General features: G+C 50.4%; 9 protein-coding genes. 3 read left to right on the top strand and 6 right to left on the bottom strand.

From position 1 onward, the window contains the following. Positions 1 to 471 precede the first annotated feature (471 nt). Positions 472 to 1,974, bottom strand: coding sequence for a winged helix-turn-helix domain-containing protein (locus IPL32_16655; GenBank protein MBK8467449.1), 1,503 nt, complete (start codon positions 1,972 to 1,974; stop codon positions 472 to 474). Between the two features lie 218 nt (positions 1,975 to 2,192). Between IPL32_16655 and IPL32_16650 the strand changes: the two genes are divergently transcribed. Next, entirely contained in the window at positions 2,193 to 4,802 is a 2,610-nt protein-coding gene (locus IPL32_16650) for a hypothetical protein (protein MBK8467448.1), read from the top strand. A 150-nt stretch (positions 4,803 to 4,952) separates the two neighbouring features. On the opposite strand, the gene IPL32_16645 is transcribed toward IPL32_16650, so the two are convergent. Both IPL32_16645 and IPL32_16640 read right to left on the bottom strand, forming a co-directional pair. After that, the gene (locus IPL32_16645) at positions 4,953 to 5,792 is read right to left on the bottom strand and encodes a hypothetical protein (GenBank protein ID MBK8467447.1); all 840 of its coding nucleotides are present in this window, start codon (positions 5,790 to 5,792) and stop codon (positions 4,953 to 4,955) included. A gap of 386 nt (positions 5,793 to 6,178) precedes the next feature. After that, positions 6,179 to 6,826, bottom strand: coding sequence for a sigma-70 family RNA polymerase sigma factor (locus IPL32_16640; GenBank protein MBK8467446.1), 648 nt, complete (start codon positions 6,824 to 6,826; stop codon positions 6,179 to 6,181). Positions 6,827 to 7,081: 255 nt separating this feature from the next. On the opposite strand from IPL32_16640, the gene IPL32_16635 reads away from it, so the two are divergent. Both IPL32_16635 and IPL32_16630 read left to right on the top strand, forming a co-directional pair. Then, positions 7,082 to 7,966 (top strand): hypothetical protein, encoded by an 885-nt coding sequence (locus IPL32_16635; GenBank protein MBK8467445.1) that lies wholly within the window; start codon positions 7,082 to 7,084, stop codon positions 7,964 to 7,966. A gap of 132 nt (positions 7,967 to 8,098) precedes the next feature. Next, positions 8,099 to 9,538, top strand: a complete 1,440-nt coding sequence (locus tag IPL32_16630) for a tetratricopeptide repeat protein (GenBank protein MBK8467444.1) — start codon at positions 8,099 to 8,101, stop codon at positions 9,536 to 9,538. Here IPL32_16630 and IPL32_16625 read toward each other — a convergent pair whose 3' ends face one another. From IPL32_16625 to IPL32_16615, 3 genes are all read right to left on the bottom strand, one after another. Then, positions 9,539 to 10,516 (bottom strand): KpsF/GutQ family sugar-phosphate isomerase, encoded by a 978-nt coding sequence (locus tag IPL32_16625; GenBank protein MBK8467443.1) that lies wholly within the window; start codon positions 10,514 to 10,516, stop codon positions 9,539 to 9,541. A 1-nt stretch (position 10,517) separates the two neighbouring features. Beyond that, positions 10,518 to 11,351, bottom strand: coding sequence for a hypothetical protein (locus tag IPL32_16620; GenBank protein MBK8467442.1), 834 nt, complete (start codon positions 11,349 to 11,351; stop codon positions 10,518 to 10,520). Positions 11,352 to 11,481: 130 nt separating this feature from the next. Beyond that, entirely contained in the window at positions 11,482 to 17,910 is a 6,429-nt protein-coding gene (locus IPL32_16615; GenBank protein ID MBK8467441.1) for a hypothetical protein, read from the bottom strand. Between the last annotated feature and the right edge of the window lie 703 nt (positions 17,911 to 18,613).

Genomic DNA, 18,613 nt, shown 5'->3' with positions numbered 1-18,613 from the left:
CTTGGGTCATTCCAATCAAAAATCCCGAAAAAATCAGCGCCCAAAATTTTCAAAAATGATTTTTAAAAATTAATCTACAATTGACGATTTTTAAATGTGGCACGTGCCACATTTTTGCGATTTGTTAGCAAAATCGATGTTTTTTGAAAGCGGACTTTCTTAAGTTTGCTAAAGTGTGGGGTTATGTTGCTAACGCTAAGATGTTGAATTTATTACACTTGTTAGAATCGTGAATTTGTTTTTTGCGGAAAAGCCATCTCAGAAGGCCAAAAAGCCATCGGAGACCCCCTCAAAAGCCATCGGAGACCCCCCAAAAAGCCATCGGGAAAAAGGCGTTTTTTTGGCTTTTTTTAAAATGTCTCCATTCAGTTTCTGTCGTTCTCTTCATTAACGTTTTCCATTCATTATCTTCACTCCCTTCGTTCCAGCCGTTCTCACCGTAAAAGCCCGACGGCTGCGAAAAACCTTAACTTACGAGCCGGTACTCAAATTGATTTTCTTTAATATTTTTTGGAAACGCGGATCGTCGTGCAGAATGTCGTAATAGGGATCGACACTCAGATATGGCAAAGTGAAAGGTGGTGGGCCGTCGGTCATCGAAACAGCATTATCGAGCCAGTGAAGCGCATTTTCTTTATCGCCCAAGGCAGTGTATAGAGATCCGATATAGTGGCAATGGTTTCGCCGATTTTCTGGCTTGATCTGATTGCTGTTCCATTCCTTCAGATATTTGTCGAGTAAAAGCCGACGATATGCCTGAAGGCCGTCTCGTTCAAGAATTTCGCGCTCGATGGTTTTTGCCGAATCGGACATGTGACCATATTGCAGTTCTATCTCATGATCTGCGGCAATTTTTTCATTGCCCAGCATCATGTGAATGTCGCGAAGATACCAGTTGGCAAAGCCGAACTCAGGGTCGAGAGCCTTGGCTCGCCCGCAGTAATCCAATGCGTGATCGTATGCCCTGCTAAAATAATAAGTCTGACAAAGGTCTGCAAGATATAGCGGAGACTGTGGATCGAGGTCAATAGCCCGCCTCATTTCACCTTGGGCCTCACCGAGTTGGCCGCGGATCGAAAGATTAACGCCGAGCCAGTGATGTGCCATTGCCGAATCCGGATCTAGCTCAACCGCTCGTCGAAGCGATCGCTCTGCACCGGCCCAATCCCATTGCACAAAAGTGCGCAAAAAACCGTCCGTCGCGTGTGCCTCAGCCGAACGCGGATCAAAAGAGAGGGCTTTGGCGATATTCTCTTCGACGCCATCGAGCGATCCGCACATTGCCTGCGCAGCCGCAAGGTTTGCATAGGCACGGCCAAACTTAGCGTCGTGAGCGACAGCCTCTCTAAAATAAGGAATGCTTGGGCAGGGGTCGCGTTTCTTGATCAACATCTCGCCGGCAGCAAAAGCCTCGTTGGCCTCGGCAACTCCGCTCCGTGCGGAATCGGCTTGAGTGTTCCATGCTGTGAATCCTGCAAGCAAACTGATCAAAACAGCCGCAGATATGCCGAACCAAATACGCGTACTACGATTAGCTGGTTGAGGTGCTGATTCTGCGGGTTGAACGAGGGAGACGGAGCCATTTCTGTTCTCTTCGGCATGTCCGTTGCCATTTTCGATCACCGTTGGCTGCGGCTTTATTTGAATCGTCTCCTGAGCATCCCCGACAAAGCGGTAACCGCGTCGCGGAACGGTCTGGATAAAGGTTTCGCCGCCGTTGAACGAAGCCAGAGCTTTGCGCAATCGGGAAACGGCAACCGTCAAATTAGCCTCTTCCACAAAAGCCTCGCCCCACAACGCACTCATCAGGTATTCGCGGGTTACGATCTCACCGCCGCTTTCAAGGAGCAGTTTGAGGGCTTCGAGAGATTTGGGCGGCAATTCGACGTCATTTTCTGCGTAATTAAGGCGCAGTTTGTGCGCATCGAAGCGAAAGCCGCTAAATTCATAGAAATTCTTCGTTCCAACCGCCATTTTTAGAAAATGTTAGAAAAATTTAGACCTGTTAAGGACTTCGTCACGGCCTAAAGCTTATAAATTCACTTGAGTATAGTTCCAAATCTTACCATGTTTCGCAGAATTCGGGAGAATTTTCCGTTTGGCTTGAGGATTGGAGTGTGAGCCAACTGCCTGGAAACAGATGAACTATTACCCAAAAAATATCCGCATTCTACGAAAACTGGAGAAAAATCATGCATCGTCGACAAAACCTCTTAATAACAATATTCACTGCATTTCTTTTTATTGCATCGGGAACGGCGATAACCGTTTCGGCGGCAACATTTACGGTCACAAATACTAATGACAGCGGGGCTGGAAGCTTACGGCAGGCGGTTTTAGACGCAAACGCCGCGTCTGGTTCTGACACGATTGTTTTCAGTTCTTTATTTAACACGCCGCAAACGATCACTTTGGTGACTGCTATTAATATAAATTCGGGGAATGATGCCGACACAACGACGATCACTGGACCGGGATCTAATCTGCTGACAATCAGCGGAAATAATGTAACCACAATTCTCACCCACTACACCACCAGCAATCCCGCAAGGATTGCTTCAATTAGCGGTATGACGCTAACGCAAGGCAGCGGAGCGGGTAATGATGCCGGTGCTGTCAGCAATGATGGCACTTTGACGTTGGCGAATATGGTTCTGACCGGAAATACGACATCAAACGGCGGCGGCGCTGTCAGAAATTACGCCACACTCAACATTAGCAACTCAATATTATCAACAAATACTGCCTTTCAAGCCGGCGGCATTTATAATGGTTCTGTCTCCACATTGAACATTACCGGTTCAACCATCACCGGCAATACTGCTTCGGACGGCCCAGGCGGTATTGGCAACTTTTCCGGCACAGTCAACATTACCAGTTCGACCATCTCGAACAACAATGCCTCAGGTTGCTGCGGCGGCGGCTCCGGCGGCGGAATTTTCAATAACAATGTAATGACAGTGACCAATTCAATTATTAGCGGTAACGCTATGACCGGCAACAACTTACCGGGCGGCGGGATCGCGAATCAAGTCGGAGGAACGTTGACGATCATAAATTCGACCATCACCGGCAACTCATCGGTTGGCCCGGGCGGTGGTATTTTTAATCAACCAAATCAGGTGAGCGGGCCGGGCTTGACGATAACCAATACAACTATTTCAAACAACATCGCCAACTCTGACAGCATTGGAAACGGCGATGGCGGCGGACTTTATATTGAAGGGGGATTGCCGGTCAACATTTCCGGTTCGACCATTAACGGCAACAGCGCTACCGGCGGAGGCGGTGTATATGTCAGTAGTAACTCAAGTTCGACTGTGAATCTCACAAATTCGACTATTAGCGGGAACACGGCAGTAGGCAGCGCAGGCGGCCTTTACAACGGGGTTTTCTCAACAGTTAACGCTACTAATTGCACTATCGCCGGCAACTCTGCAATGACCGGCGGAGGTGTTTTTCGCGACACTAACGGAGTAGTAAATCCCGTCAATCTTCGCAATAACATAGTCGCCAACAACACTGACAGCAACAACTCTCCCGATCTTCGCGGCGTAATAACCTCAAACGGCTTCAACCTGATCGAGAACACGGCGGGCTCAGTCTTTACCCCGACGGCGACTGACATAACCGGACAAGATCCAAATATAGGGCCGCTGGAGAATAATGGAGGGCCGACCTTCACACATGTTCTTTTGCCAGGCAGTCCGGCGATAGATAAAGGCGAAAGCTCCGGCTCAACGAACGACCAGCGTTCGCAGTCGCGGCCATATGATAATCCGTTAATCACAAATGCGTCGGGCGGCGACGGTGCCGACATCGGTTCTGTTGAGGTTCGGCCAGGAGTACTTACTGGAACCGTTACCTATGGCAACGCTATCCCAGCAGCTACCCGTTTTGTTTCCAACGTGCTGATAAGCGGTGCCGGATCGCCCACTGTTTCTGCGACGACCGCAGCTCCCGGCGTGGGAGCCGGACAATATTCGTTGAGTGGCTTCGGAGCTGGTGCTTACACCATCACGCCGACCAAAACGGGTGGAGTGAACGGCATAACCTCATTCGATGCGGCCAAGATCGCACAGCATGTTTCCGGTGCCAGCTTTTTGAACGCTACCCAGTTGATAGTGGCTGATGTTAGCGACAACGGCAATGTTTCTTCGTTCGATGCAGGCCAGCTCGCTCGTTTCGTTAGTTCGTCTCCGCCATTTGGAATCTCAGGAACATGGAAATTCCTTCCTGTGAGCAAAAACTATGCATCGGTCACCGGCAGTTTTGCGGGCGAAGACTACTCTGCATTGCTAATGGGAGAGGTTTCGGGGAATTGGAATAACACCGGAGCGAGACCGGCGGGAACAGTGAACAGTGAACAGTGGACAGTGAACAATAAAGGCATTGGACCGGAGAGAGGCATTGCAGTTGAGTTGGCGTCAGTTACTGCTTCGACGGGGAAAGAGACCATTGTGCCGGTGAGTGTTCAGGGCATTGCGAACAAAGGAGTGATCTCGTATGAGTTTGATCTCAGATATGATCCTTCGGTGATGCAGCCTTTGGTTAATCCGGTTGATATGAAAAACACTGTGAGTCGCGGGCTTTCGGTGGTGACGAATGCGACTGAGCCGGGGCTTTTGCGGGTCGTTGTTTATGGGGCTTATCCGATAGATGGTGACGGTTTGTTGTTGAATTTGAGGTTTACGGCTGTTGGTGCATCGGGTTCGGTGTCGCCGATCTCGTTTGAGCGGATAATGTTCAACGAAGGCGAGTCGCGAGTTGCCGTGACTGACGGAAAGATCGAACTGTTCTAACTGAAAGCTCGATGAAGAAGCCCGCGGGTGAGCGAGGGCTTAACATTCGTGTTAAGTCTTAGGCCCTTACTGACGTGCGGGCTTCTGCAAGGAACCCGGTCGCTATCGCTCCCGGTTCTGACACGTGCGGGCTTTTGCATAAGAATGCCCTTACTGACGTGTAGGCTTTTGCGGTGGGGTTGGGCGTTGTTTTTGGTTGGTGCGGACGTTGACGCTTTGGAATTTTAGGACTACGCGGACGCTTTCGGGGCGGTTTTCCAGGTTCGTTGGGACGAAAGGTGCGAAGGCCGGGTCGGAAGCGAGGGCTTTTTGGAGTTCGCTGACGGCTCGTCGGTCGCGGGAAGGTTCGATCACTTCGGCGATCTGGGCGAGGCCGTTGCCGAAGACGTCTGCCACTACTACGACTTCATCGTCCTTCATTCCGCCGCGAACTAGCGACTTAGTCAGTGCGATCAATGCACCTTGCGGGTTGATGCTTGGTGATTCGCCGCCGAAGCCGAGGCGTGTTTGAGCGTATTCAGATGCTGAAATTTCGGAGTTGCCGCTCGCTTCGAACGGGTTGCGGTTGCTGGCGAGCATTATAGTGGTGTCGCGGCTGCCGCTTGATGCCGATGCAGGTGAGTCAACAGGTTTCAGCATTCCCGAAAACATCATTGTCAAAAAAGTCAGGCCCACCAAAAGCGAGGCGCAAACGCCGACGCTGTATGGCATGATTCGCATCGTCAGCAATTCACTTATGTCGAGGGAGACGGGAAGCCTCGCAGTATGCGAATGGCGTATTTCTGAGCGGACGTTTTGCTTTAGGGAGTTTTTTAACTCAGCGGAAATTTCAGGACGGCGCAGCTTTTGCAAGCTGTTTCGGATCGCTCGAAACTCAGAATACTGTTCGCGGCAAAGCGGGCAAGCTTCGAGGTGAATCTTTACGGTGCTGCTTTCTGCGTCACTGGCAGAATACAGAGCTAGATTTAATTGTAGATCAGAGCAGTTCATTGCTTTGTCGTTAGAACTTCACGGCTAAAGCCGTAACTCTAAACTAATTGATCGAATGGCTGACTGGCCCCGGCTGCTGCCTTTTTTACGGGCGGCAACGGTTTTGTCGTGACAAGGCTTTCCTGATCTGCGGCTTGTGCCGGCCTTTTTTTCGTCGATGTTGCTGGTCGATTCAAATAATGCCGTTTAACTGCTTTTCGCGGACTTCCAAACCCCAACTTGCTCGTTCATTCTGACCTATCGTTGGCACCGATTTTATTTAGTCTTCTGAAATGAGACCGGGGCGAGTCAGCCATTCGATTCAATTGTCAAAGATCACTTTGTTCTCGTGTTGTGTGTATCGTTTGCAAAAAACCAGTCGCTATCGCTCCCGGTTCTGACACGCGTCAGAAATTCTTTAATCTTCGCCTCAGTTCTTCGCGGCCGCGTGAAATTCTGGATTTCACCGTTCCGATGCCGACGCCTAATGCGGCGGCGGTTTCCTCGTAACTCATCCCCTCAATATCGCAAAGCACGATCGTCTCGCGGTAAACCTCGGGAAGTTCGAGCAGTGCAGCCTTTAGCGCGTACTCGCGTTCGTGCGAAAGTGCCGCGTCTTCGGGGCTGATCGAGTTGTCCGGCAGCATATCCGATAGCGGCGTTTCCGAATCGCCGACCGAGATATCGAGTGAGATCGTCATCTCTCGCTTACGCCGTTTCCACCATCGAAAGCGATTTCTCGATTCGTTGATGGCAATTCGAAAGAGCCATGTTTTCAATTCCGAATCGCCGCGAAAGCTCTTTATCGACCGCAATGCCCGCAAGAAAGTATCTTGGGTCAGGTCGCTTGCCTCTTCCGCATTTTCGGTCATCCGGTAGAGAAGAGCGTAGATATCGCCCGAATATCGGTCGATCAGCGTTTCGAAGGCTAGTGCGTCGCCGGAACGTAATTTGTCAATAAAACAGGGCTCTTCGCTCGCGATAGTGGGTAAGGCCGACACCGCGGTCCGCCCAATTTCTTCGTCGTCAAATGTGATTGACTTGACCAAGACCATCGCCACTTTTTTGCCTCTCCCTTGACGGGAAGCTGTCAAATTGCCCATCCGCTATCAGGCGGATTGTAATATTAGACACCGCAAACAGGATTTTGTTCCCGATAATAAAAAGAATTATTCACTACTAACTTTTCAATATTCATTGCCTTTAGTTGCTCAAATCGCTGTTTTACGATACATTAACTCTTTTGGAAAACAACCAGTTAACGCAATTATATAACGCGCTGGCAATAGAAATTTGCAGTTTTTTTAACGATGGCACAGAAAAAGAGACGATTTCAACAGTTGGAAGCGGCAGGCGCGACTCCACAGACAAAGCAAAAGTACAATGATCCGATCCAGGAAAGGGTCAACGAGCGCCTTGAGGACATAGGCAAAAAGTTCGAAGGCAAGGGCAAGACGATACTTTACGCGATCATTGCTCTAGTTGTACTTGGTGCAGTTGCTTATGCCGTGACAGTTTACTCTCGCCGCTCAGGTGGCGAAGGGCAGACGGCGCTTGGCAAGGCGATCGAGACCTCGCAGGCACAGGTCTCCGAGACGGGGCCGATGGCCGGTTCGAAGGAAAAGACCTTTAAGACCGAAAAGGAACGCGCCGAGGCTGCGATCACCGAATTTCAGGCTGTCGCCGATAAATTTGGCGGAGCGGTTGCTGACAAGGCGAAATACTTTATCGCTGTTAATAACCTGGCCATAGATCGCGCGAAAGGTATTCAGGAACTCGAAGGATTGGCTTCGGGAAGTTCTGACGTCGCAAAACTTTCAAAATTCGCTCTGGCTCAAACGAAGGCTGAGGACAACAAGTTGGATGAGGCGATTGCACTTTATAAAGAGCTAGCGGGAATGGACGATGCGATTGTTGCAAAGGACACGATAAATTTTGAGTTGGCTAAGGTCCTGGAAAAACAGGACAAAAAGCAGGAAGCCGCCGATCTCTATTTTAATATTGCCAAGACGGCCAGCGAAGCAAAGGACATGGACGGCAAGCCGGTCAAGATGTCTGAAACCGCTACCAATGCCAAAGATAAACTAAAGGCAATCGATGCTGCACGAGCCGATTCGATCGTTGTGCCGACACCGGAAACACCGTCGATCGGCGGCGGAGCCGGCGGGTTGCCGATCAGCGTTAAAGCACAGTAATTTTCAGGGAATACTGCCGCAATCGTTGTTTTTGTAATTGTTCGTAGTCGATCTTTAATTGGTCTAAAAATCTAATTAACCGTCGATGACGAATAAATTATTAAAGGGAATGGTTAGCGGCGGTTTTCATAAGTGAAGGATCTCGAACAAATTAATACTGAACACGTTGAGGCTGATGGGTCTTTGGATGAGATCGTTTCGCCAGAGTTGAGCGTTTCAATTCGCGTTTCTCCGCAAAATTACTTTACTGCACTTCTTCTTGGCACATTCTTTTCAGCCTTTCTTTTTTATCTTGAAATGGATCTAGCCGGCGTGATCCTGTTTGGGGTGTCTTGGATACTGATCCCGTTCTTTGCTCTCGCAGACCACATCAAATTTGACGGCAAACGACTGGTGCGAACCGGTCTTGTCCCTCGTGTTTGGTCGTGGATTAACACGTCTCGTCGAAGTTTGAAGATCAATGATATTGAGCAAGTTGAAACGCAGGCGATAAGAACGATGAAGCGCGGCGGCCACCTTTACTACCGCTATCGCACTGTCGTTCGAGGCAAAGGATTGAATGTCGTTTTCGCCTCTGGAGCATCGGGTACGAGCGAAGATTATCGCCGGATCATCAAGAGCATGTTGCCGAAGCTCTCAGACAACGTGCTCGATAATCGCTCGATCGAACTTCGCGACCATCTTGAAGATCCAAAAGAAACCTTAATGCGTGCGGAATTTTCGCAGATCCCTGCTGCCGACGTTTTAGAAAGCTCATTCAAGCGAATCGGCAAACGCGTCAAACCTTCGCAGCAAAAATTCGAGTCGCTGGAACTTTTTGAGGACGAAAAGGCCGAAGACCTGACGAGCCTTGCAAATGAGCTGCGGCTTTCCGGATATTTGGTGCAGGCACTTGAGGCATTTCGACGGGCGTTGGTTTTAAAGCCTCGCGATGCGCGGCTAATTTTTGATTTTGCACGATGCCTCCATTCGTTTGCCGGCATGACACGTGATCAAAAACTAGAACGCCGGGCGCTTGCGGCTTTGCGTTTGTCCGAACGCCGCGCCGCAGACGATGGAGAGTTGCTTGTGCGTTTGGGCGAGTGGTATTTTCAGATCGGCGAATGGCGTCGAGCGGGAAATGTTTTTCAGAATGCGCTTGAGAGCATAGGTGAGAATTTCCGAACCGCGCGCGGCCTTGCTGAGATCGCTCTTCGAGACGGCAAGATCGCTCATGTCATTCATCATTTTTCCACTGCGAACCGCATCGCAGAAACTCCTTCACTTCGTCGCTGGTCAAAGGCTGAGACCGAATATTTTTCTAATCTGAACTCCGACGACGAATATATGGAAATGGAGGTCGGCCGCGTCAATTTGCTTGAAACTGTAGAGCGATCAAAAAAGACAGCTCTCAAGATCGCGTTCTTCGGGTTTCCACTTATCATTGCCGGAATAACGCTTGAGGATGATCTGGTCGCAAATATCGGTTGGGCGGTTTCGACAGTCTCTCTTCTCATTTGGACAGGCCTGATAATGAGCGGCCACCTTCTCGCACAGCGCATTCCTTACCAAATGTTGGAAACAGACGATTAGTTAAAGTCCGCTTCTGACGACATCGTGCAATCTTAAAAGCCCTACACAAATTCCGTTATGAGTAACAGGCAGAACCGAGATCTGCGACGGGCGATCTTCCATTAGTCGAAGAGCGTCGTAGGCGAGCATTTCCGGCGAAGCAGTGATTGGCGATGGTGTCATCATATTTTCGGCTGAAAGTGTCGAAAGATCGTTGTGCGAAGTGCGTTCGATCGTGCGGCGAAGGTCGCCGTCGGTCACAATACCGAGCAAGCTCGAATTTTCACCAACTACGTTAACTGCACCGAGAGCATGACTGGAAATGGCTTTTACGACATCGAGCCAGGTCGCATTAGCCGACACATTCGGGCTCGGATGCATCAACGCATCGACGGTCAAGGTCAGCCGTTTTCCAAGCTGTCCTGCAGGATGATTGGCAGCAAAATCTTCGGCGGTCAACGCTTTTGCGTCCATCAATGCCATTGCGATAGCATCGCCGATAGCAAGAGCTACGGTTGTCGATGCGGTCGGGGCAAGATTCAATGGACAGGCTTCTTTGTCCACCGATGCGTTGAGAACTGCATCTGCGTTGCGGGCAAGAGAGGAATTCGTGTTGCCGACGATGGCTATCAAACCTGAGCCGCGTTGCTTTAGATAAGGCAGAATGACAAGTATCTCGTCTGTCTCGCCCGAATTGCTCAATGCGATAACAACGTCCTCCGAGGTCATCACACCGAGTCCGCCATGAATAGCGTCTGACGGATGAACGTAGATCGCAACGGTTCCTGTACTAGTCAACGTTTGCGCGATCTTTTCAGCGATCGCACCGGATTTACCGACGCCGGTTACGACGACTTTGCCGTTGCACGACCTAAGAATTTCCGTTGCCTTTTCGACCTGATTCGGATCGAGATTCGCCGCTGCTTGTGCGACGGCCTCAGACTCGAGTTTCAATACCTCGGTGACTTTTGTGAAATGACTGCTCAACTTTGCGTGCATATTATGGAATGAGTTTAAATATGTCGAGAACGATGTGCCATTTGCCGTTGTAGAATTTCCATATTTGTAGAAAATTGCCCTTTTCGATCTTCCCGTCTAGCGTCTTTGTGTAAGAGGTTAGATTATATGCAATATCACCCGCGGCAAATGCGGTGCTTCGTTTTGCAAAAGTGATCTTTGCCTTGTCGTTTTTCAGAAGCTTCAGCACATTCTTCTTGCCGAGAATAGGCAAGCTGCCTTCGCGGTATGAACGTATGTTATCGTCCGCAAAGTTATCATAAGCTTTGGTAACACCCTTAGCAGCAACCAAATGATAAAATTCCTCGGCAGGATTTGATGTCGGAACGCTTGTCGAACTTTTCTGAGTTTTTTCAGGTGTTGCTGTTGTCCAGTCAGTTGAATATCTGTCGGGCTTTTGATGAGTGACGCCGATATCAACAACCCATTTATATTTGCCGTCGGGTTGACGCAGCCACAGCGTAATAAATTCACCGAACGCCGAAGGCGTGTCGTCCTTACCTTTCGCTCGAAACTCCCAATTGCCCGTCGTATAACCAAGAATGCCGCTGCTCGTTATATCTGCAAAATTCGGCGCCCACGACAGCAAGCTTTGATTCGGCGTTTTGGCTTCCCAAAAAGACTTAGCGTTTGTTTGCTCCGGCACAAACACAACCGCGTCGCTTGTCATATTTGCGAGAAACGCAGTGCGAGTGTCTTTGTCTGCCGCAAGCTGTGCAAAAGCGTGTTCGGCATCGACCATCTCTTGCAGATCTGTTTGCGCAGTTAAGGAAGAAAAACAAATTAAGACCGCTGCCAATATAATAAGAACTTTCATATAAGTCCATTTCATCTTGGCGCGTAAACCGGCATTTTTCAAATACATTCCAGCTGCAAGCGACTAGCTATTAGCTGCCGGCCAGAGGCAGACAGCTAGCAGCCAGCGGCTAGAATTGAAGACTAACTGACTATTCTACCCTTACAAAGTCTGTCCCAGTCCGTCCGAACGTCTCAGGATGATACATCTCTTCGGCCTTTGCAGGCGGAACGATAAATTGTCCGGGCGTTGTGGCACGCGTTACATATGAGTAATTGTAAACGCCTTCCCACAGTAACGACGCAAACGCCTCGGCACGTTCGTCGCGGAAGTTTTGATGATCGAACCAATATTGGCGCCACCACCAAGAGCCGTAGCCATACGATTTGCTGCCATATTCGAGGATCGAAGTATTGCCGCCTTGATCTGCCGGAATTGATTCGGTCACGGCAAGCTCTGGGTTGAGTATTTCAAGCCCTGCGGGCAGCGGATCAACCAGAGCGACATGATACCGTCTAGCCTGTGCGACCATCGTCAAGCGAACTCGCACACGGGCGCCGGATTTGATAGTCCAGCTTCCGTCGGCGTTTTGTTTCACATCGTCTTTGTCATCGACGGCTTCGTATTTGCGCAGAACCGTGAAACCGTAATCTGCGGGTTCGAGTTTCAAATTCTTCGGCGCGTATTTCATGCCGATGCGGTAGTAGAGCCGTCCGGCACCTTGCCGATCGAGAATCAGATTTGACGTCCCGCCCTGATCGACGAGATACGACATTGGAATGTTGATCTGTTTTGAATCGACCGATCGGCCCTTGAAAACTTCCTCGCCGGCATAAGTATTTCCAAGCCAGACACGCGTGACAAAATCAGGCGTGACCTTTTCGAAGGCGTTAAAGTATTTGTCGAGCGCCAACAGGATAAATACATTCTCCTGCGTATTCGACCAGGCGCCTTTGACGCGGTTTGCGAGCAGTCCGCGGACGAGCTTTGGAATGAGGTCGTTCTTCTGGTCGGCCTTTATCATTGCTTCGAGCAGGACGCCGTCGGCACGTCGGTTCGATGCCATGATCAGCCAGCCGCCGTCACGATAATCAGTCACGAAATTCGCAGTCGCTGCTGTTTCCGTCGTGCGGTTGTTGAGGAAATGCAGTATCGCCTGCACCTCGGTTTGCGAGTTTGCATCGTTTGCAAGCACCGACAAGATCCAGCCGAGAGCTTCGAACGGCATCTTCTCGATAGTCGCTTCTGTCAGTAGTTTCTTTGCCTTTGCCGCATCCTTGTCGCCCATCATGTCGCGGATGTAGAGAGCGTAGGCCGAGATCGTCCAGCGGACTTCGGGCGAATTTTTGTACCATTCGTCAAAGTGCTTCTCGACATCTTTGAGATATGGTTTGGTCTTTTTGATCATCTCGTCCGGCACTTTGTAGCCTTTTGCTTTTGCGAGAGCTAAAGCGTGTGCGACGTGGGCGGTTAAGAACGGATATTCGTAGCGTTCCTTGTCCTTTTTCCATAGGCCGAAACTACCGTCATCACGCTGCCTTGATTTTAGTATCTCGATGTCGCGGGCGAAGCGTTTGTTCAACTGCTCTTCCGTCGGCATGTCCTTGGCCTTGAACGCGGTAAGCACATCTCGCAGTGCGGCGGTCGAGATCATACGCGAAGAGATCTGCTCGGAACATTCGTAAGGATAGTTCGCCAGATAGATGTAAGCGTCGGTCAACTCCTGCAACTGCGTCGATGATGTCGTGACCTCAAGCCCGCCAAATTGAGCGAACACATCGCCCGGCGTCGTCACTGGTTGGAGTATCGCGCCGTTCTGGTCGGTCGTGCCGTAAGTCGCAAAAGCCTCGGTCGTCGCAGGCGTCCAAACGGGCAACGATATTTCAGCAGCGTCGCTGAACTTGCCAGACGAGACAGCGATCTGGAATCGTGCTGTGCCGGCCTTTAAAGTCGAAACAGGGAAGCGGACCTCTGCACGGTCATTGGCTTTGACGACGACGCGGCGGCCAATGGCGGAAACACGACCGGTAGGGAGTGTGCGCGGGCTAGCGGATGTTTCGTCTTGAGCACCCTCGCTACCGCTCAGGTCTCCGCCTATTAGTTCCGCATTTGTTGCTCGTATGGCTATATCAACTGCCATATCTTTGTCAGTCTGATTCTGAACTATGACAGGCATATCGATCCTGTCGCCGAAGTTCATAAATCGCGGTGCCGAAGGCCGCACCATCAGCGGCTGTTTGGCTGTGATCGTCGATTCCGCTTTGCCGAACCGCTTGCCCGTATCAACCGACACTGCGGTGATGCGATAACGTGTCAGATTGTCAGGCAGTTTGACATCGAGCGTTGCACGTCCGTTCGAGTCGGTTTTTACCGTCGGTGACCACAAAGCTAATGCGTTAAAGTTTTCGCGAAGTGCAATAGGCTTTCCGTTTTGATCGACTTCTTGCCCGTCAATTATGAAACTGTTTTCACTTGCTGATGCACCGTCGATCTGAAATTTTCCGGATCGAGCCTCCTTTTTCTTTGGTCCCGACGCTTTTGGCATCATATCCGCTGAAGGAGCGCTCATACTTGACTCAACTGTGGTTCTAGATGTGTCTATTGAGTCAGATGGCGGCGGTGGCGGTTTCTTTACATCGTCCGGATTTCCCAAAAGGATATCCTTTCGAGAATGATAATCCGTCACGCCGGTTCCCCGTGCTGTGTAAAACGTATCCGCTGGATCGCCAATCGTGTATCGCGATAACGCGAGCACGCTGTCGTCAACGACTACAATAGCGACTTCGCTGTTTGCAACCGGTTCGCCGCGACTGTCTGTGACGGCGACGTTTACCTTAGTCTCGCCGCCGGGGGCGAGGGTTTTATCGACAGGGTCGGCGACGACGGTCAGCTTTCGTGATGCGGTAGAGATCGGAATATTGATGTTGCCGCTGGCAAACGCCGGACGCGGTGCTAGTTTAGTGTCGATCTCTCCTTTGTCATTTGTTCTTGCTGCCGCACCGACGAGATCGACCTGAGCGGTGATATTGGGCAGATACTTTTCTTCGAGCGGTATCTTGAGCGTGATGGACGAATCCTTCATCGTGAACCGCTCGGTCTTGACGATGCCGTCGCGGCGAAGCGTGAGAACGCCTTCGGCAGGGGTGAAGGGCGCGATCACGAGCAGCTCAGCAACATCGCCGGGTGCGTAATCTTTTTTCGACGGGATGATCTGAGCCTCTTCCTGTTCGACGTTGCGTTTTGGAGGCTGTTTGCCGCCGGGAACCCAAACGGTCATCACGCTTTCGTTAAAACGCTCTTTGTCGTCCATGACGGTTGCGGTAATCGTGTATTGTCCGCCTTGTTTCGCGATGAATGAGCATTTGGAAGAAGACCCAGTCGCTATCGCTCCCGGTTCTGACCCGAGCGACTTGACTGTGCAAGTTTGTTCGTCAACCGTGACTTCCTGCCATGAGCCTTTATCAAATGTCCAATCTTTCAAAACGGCTTTGATCTCGGCGTCGCGTCCTGCTATCAGGTTGCCGTCGATGTCTGAAACGATAGATTCGATGTCGATCTTTTCGCCTTTTTGGACGAAGGTTCGCGGCGTTTTGATGCCGATGTAAAGATCGGACGGATGGACGAGCAGAGAAGTCGTGCTTGACCACGTTTGGCGGTTTACGTCTTGAACTGAAGACGCCGCCGATATTGTATATGGACGCGGAGGCTTGACCGATTCAAAATCGATCTTGAGCAGATGCTTGCCGCTCGCATCCGTCACGCCTTTGAAAGACTGCGACGAGCCGCCGCCATAACCGCCTCGTCCGCCATAGCCACCGTATTCGTAAACTCTCCACCAAGGCATCCAAGTTCCGAAGGTGTAATCGCCGCGATTTGGCGGCGTATAATTTGTCGCGTTGGCGGTAACGGTCCAATTGGTTTCAGCGTTGGCAAGTCCGCCGCCGGCGTAGTATTTTGCCTCGACGGATAGCAGAGCCTTGCCGCCGACAAAATGCGGAGCTTCGGTCTCGACCTTGCTTGTGACCTCAAATTCCGGACGGCGAAATTCCTGTATCTGAAATTGATGCTGGAAACTGCCGCCGGAAATACTGCTGTTTGTGTTCAGCTCAATTTGCGAATAGCCAAGATTTGCGTTGTCGGGAATTGAGAATTTGAAGTCGAACGCGCCAAAGGAATTTAGATTTCCGCTTCCTTTCGCGATCTCGTTATTTTGTGCGTCCTTAACGGAATAAGTCAGACCGCTCGCAGCATCGCCAAGTCCTTCGACATCGCCAAGCTTTCCACCGCTGATCTTGCGAATGTAGCCCTTGACCGAAACTTCTTCCTTAGGCTTGTACATTTTGCGGTCGTCGAAAACGAACCATCGGAGCGAATCATACTCGGGCTTTTTGTACCAATTACCGCTATCCTGCCAGTAATATTCTGTATTCTCCGGCATGAACGCAGTATCTTTTCCACGTTTTGCGATAAGTAAATTTTGCTGCGGCGCCGATGCATCAGGCAGCGGCAGGCGAAGAATTCCGTTCTCACTGGTGCGGTTGGTTTGCGATTCAGGAACTGTTTCGACATTCGTAATTGAACCGTCAGCATCATTTGCCTGCGTCTCGTCGCTCGGCCCGCCACGAAGCGATCTCGTCAGCCAATTCCAAGCGGTCGCTAAATAACCTTCATCGATGACCGTCGATTGCTGACTGACAGCTTTACCATTCGGATAAATAGACAACTCAACACCGCTCAGAGGCTTTCCGGTTTTTAACTCCGTGGCGAAGCCGACCAATTCCGTGTTATCAACAAATGCATCCAATCCGATTTGTGTCGCCTGTAGCCAGGTTAGGACGCGCGGGTTATACCCTCGAACAACCACCGCTTCGCGCGAATCTTCTAGCGGTTCGATGTCAACGACCACGTTTCCAAATCCGCCGTCGAGGGCCACTGCGACATCAATTCGTGTTTCGACCATTTCGTCGGGCTTGCCGGCAATCGGAACGATCTTATCTGACACGAGTTTTCCGGGTATCGACGCGGGGCGTTTGCCGTCGTTGTAGTTTCGATACCGGACGTAGTTTTGAAATGCACTCCAATCTTTTGGTTCGACTGAATACAACCGAACCTTCACGTCATTAAGATTTGTCGAGTAGATCGAATAGGTTGGTTTTGCGGTCGGATCGAGAACGGTCATAAAACCGCCTTGCGAATAAAGATTTGTCTCGGCGGAACCGACACGTATCGTCGCCGTTGCAGATTGCCCGAGCGACCGCCCGAAGACATCGGAGATCGAACCGTCAACAGTAACTTTGTAAGTCGTCTTACCTTTTTTGTAGCCCTGAATGGATATGTTGCTGCCAGCCGGATAAATATTCAGCCCCTCAATTGCGGGTTCAATACGGAGCATCTCTTTTGTGAATTTCGAAGCCTCGATCGCATTATTAAATTCGAGATACCACGCATCAAAAGGCGAGCATTTCGGTGCATTTCGATAGTTGCAGTAACCGCCGTTGAATTTGAGCGGGCTGTATGTCTGAAAGCTGAAACTCTGTGCTTTTGTCGTCGTCAAAGGGCCTTCGGCTGAGCGCGTTCCTTTTTCGATATTGACAGTGATCGTCGAAGCCGGCGGCAGAGCATTCTCCGGCAACCCGTCCGAATTTACAGCACGAAAAGCGAGCCAGCGCTTTGGCTGAGCTTGTTTTGAGTAATACGAGATCGAGCCGTCGGCGGCGATCTCTGTCTCTGTTGCCAACCTCACAGCCAATTTCTTGCCTTGTCCGGTGACGGTGATTGTTTGCAGGACAGTCGCCGGATCGATCTCCTGATCGAACGAGATGTAAATCAAAGCATCTCGCTTCACGATCTGGTTTTGCGGGAACATCTGCTCGACCTTTGGCGGCGGCGTTGTGAAGGTCCACACGACGTCTTTTTGCAAAACTTGACCGTTTGCTGACTTTGTTCCGGCGGGAACGCGGGCAGCGAATTTTGTCGCCATCGGAAAACGCTTTGTCGTGTCGAACATCAGCGTCTTTGTCCCGAGCCACCGCCAGCGGCCTTCGACCTGCGGCGTTAATTCGACAGGAGCAAACTTTGCTGCTTCTTCCTGAGAAGTAACGGTGACCATCGGCTGTGAAAATGTCACGCTAAGATCTGGAGCGAGCGGTATTTCGCCCTCAGGCGAAAAACGGATCACTTGCAGCGTTTCGCCCGAGGTATCGATCTTCGGCGTGCCGCGCGTTTCATCGGAAGGGAATTTGACCGGTATCTTTTGGCCGGTTTTGGGCGCTGGCAATGTTCCAACACGTTTGGCAAAATCTGTCTGATCGTCCTTTTCGGGCTTGATCTCCGGCAGGCGCTTTAAAATACTGTTTGCATCGCCCTGGCTCAACGGGTCTGTCGATGCAAGCGGTTGTTTTTCGCGCGTTTCGGCACCCTCGACGCCTTCGCTGAGGCGAAATTTCAATCCGTCAGGCAAATTGTTCATACGCTGTTCCTTCGCTTTTTGCATTGCCTGCGCCTTTACGGTTACGGCGGCAGGAGCGATAAAAGTGATATAGATCGAAAGCAGTAAAGCCCAGGTTGTCAGTTTTTTCATTTTTGATCCTCGTTATGACACAAGAAGCGTCTATCTTAGCTCAAGTGTTTTATTCAAACTAGCCGTGTTCATTTGAGAACCGGCTGTTCACGAGTTTTGAACGCTTCGATGCGGCGAAACTTGCATTCGGGTGCTTTTCAGCGGAATGCATAGGCCCGCACGTGAGTAAGGGCGATTCACTCCACATAACCAGCAACAAATCCTTCTCGGGTTCGATGTTGCGTGTTCCGCCCTTACTCACGGGCGGGCTTTTGCAATAGAAAGTGTTGCATAAATAAAACTCTTGACAAACAGTGAAAATTTTGCTAGTATTTAATATTCAAAACTTGATCTTTGACAACCGGGTACGAGAGCACTTTTTCGACCAAATCCCTGTGGCTGATTGTGGCGCAAATTATTTTTTTTAAAATCGACAGGACAAGCCCAAAATAAAACAATAACTGCAATTATTCTAACAGTTACGTTGTCCGGGACCGCCTCCGGACAGGCCGGACAACCTCATTTTAAAAATCGGACCTAAACCCTTATCTCAGTGGAGGTTACGGAAATTGACCTGTGGCACATTGTGTCATTTGTCCAGTGGGAGATCGTGTTATTTACACTAAAATGTTTATGTCAAAATTGCCCGCATCGATCAGGAAAAAAAGCAGTCTGTAGTCGAAGTTGAAAAATTCATCGTGAGTGATTCGCCCTGGCTGATGCG

Source organism: Chloracidobacterium sp., assembly GCA_016711345.1.
GTDB lineage: Bacteria > Acidobacteriota > Blastocatellia > Pyrinomonadales > Pyrinomonadaceae > OLB17.
This window is presented reverse-complemented; position numbering and strand designations above follow the sequence as displayed.

What these genes read in the sequence shown, in the direction of transcription:
- IPL32_16635 (MBK8467445.1), top strand. Translation starts at nt 7,082, where the DNA reads ATGGCACAGAAAAAGAGACGATTTCAACAGTTGGAAGCGGCAGGCGCG.
- IPL32_16625 (MBK8467443.1), bottom strand. Translation starts at nt 10,516, where the DNA reads ATGCACGCAAAGTTGAGCAGTCATTTCACAAAAGTCACCGAGGTATTG.
- IPL32_16650 (MBK8467448.1), top strand. Translation starts at nt 2,193, where the DNA reads ATGCATCGTCGACAAAACCTCTTAATAACAATATTCACTGCATTTCTT.
- IPL32_16620 (MBK8467442.1), bottom strand. Translation starts at nt 11,351, where the DNA reads ATGAAAGTTCTTATTATATTGGCAGCGGTCTTAATTTGTTTTTCTTCC.
- IPL32_16645 (MBK8467447.1), bottom strand. Translation starts at nt 5,792, where the DNA reads ATGAACTGCTCTGATCTACAATTAAATCTAGCTCTGTATTCTGCCAGT.
- IPL32_16655 (MBK8467449.1), bottom strand. Translation starts at nt 1,974, where the DNA reads ATGGCGGTTGGAACGAAGAATTTCTATGAATTTAGCGGCTTTCGCTTC.
- IPL32_16640 (MBK8467446.1), bottom strand. Translation starts at nt 6,826, where the DNA reads ATGGTCTTGGTCAAGTCAATCACATTTGACGACGAAGAAATTGGGCGG.
- IPL32_16615 (MBK8467441.1), bottom strand. Translation starts at nt 17,910, where the DNA reads ATGAAAAAACTGACAACCTGGGCTTTACTGCTTTCGATCTATATCACT.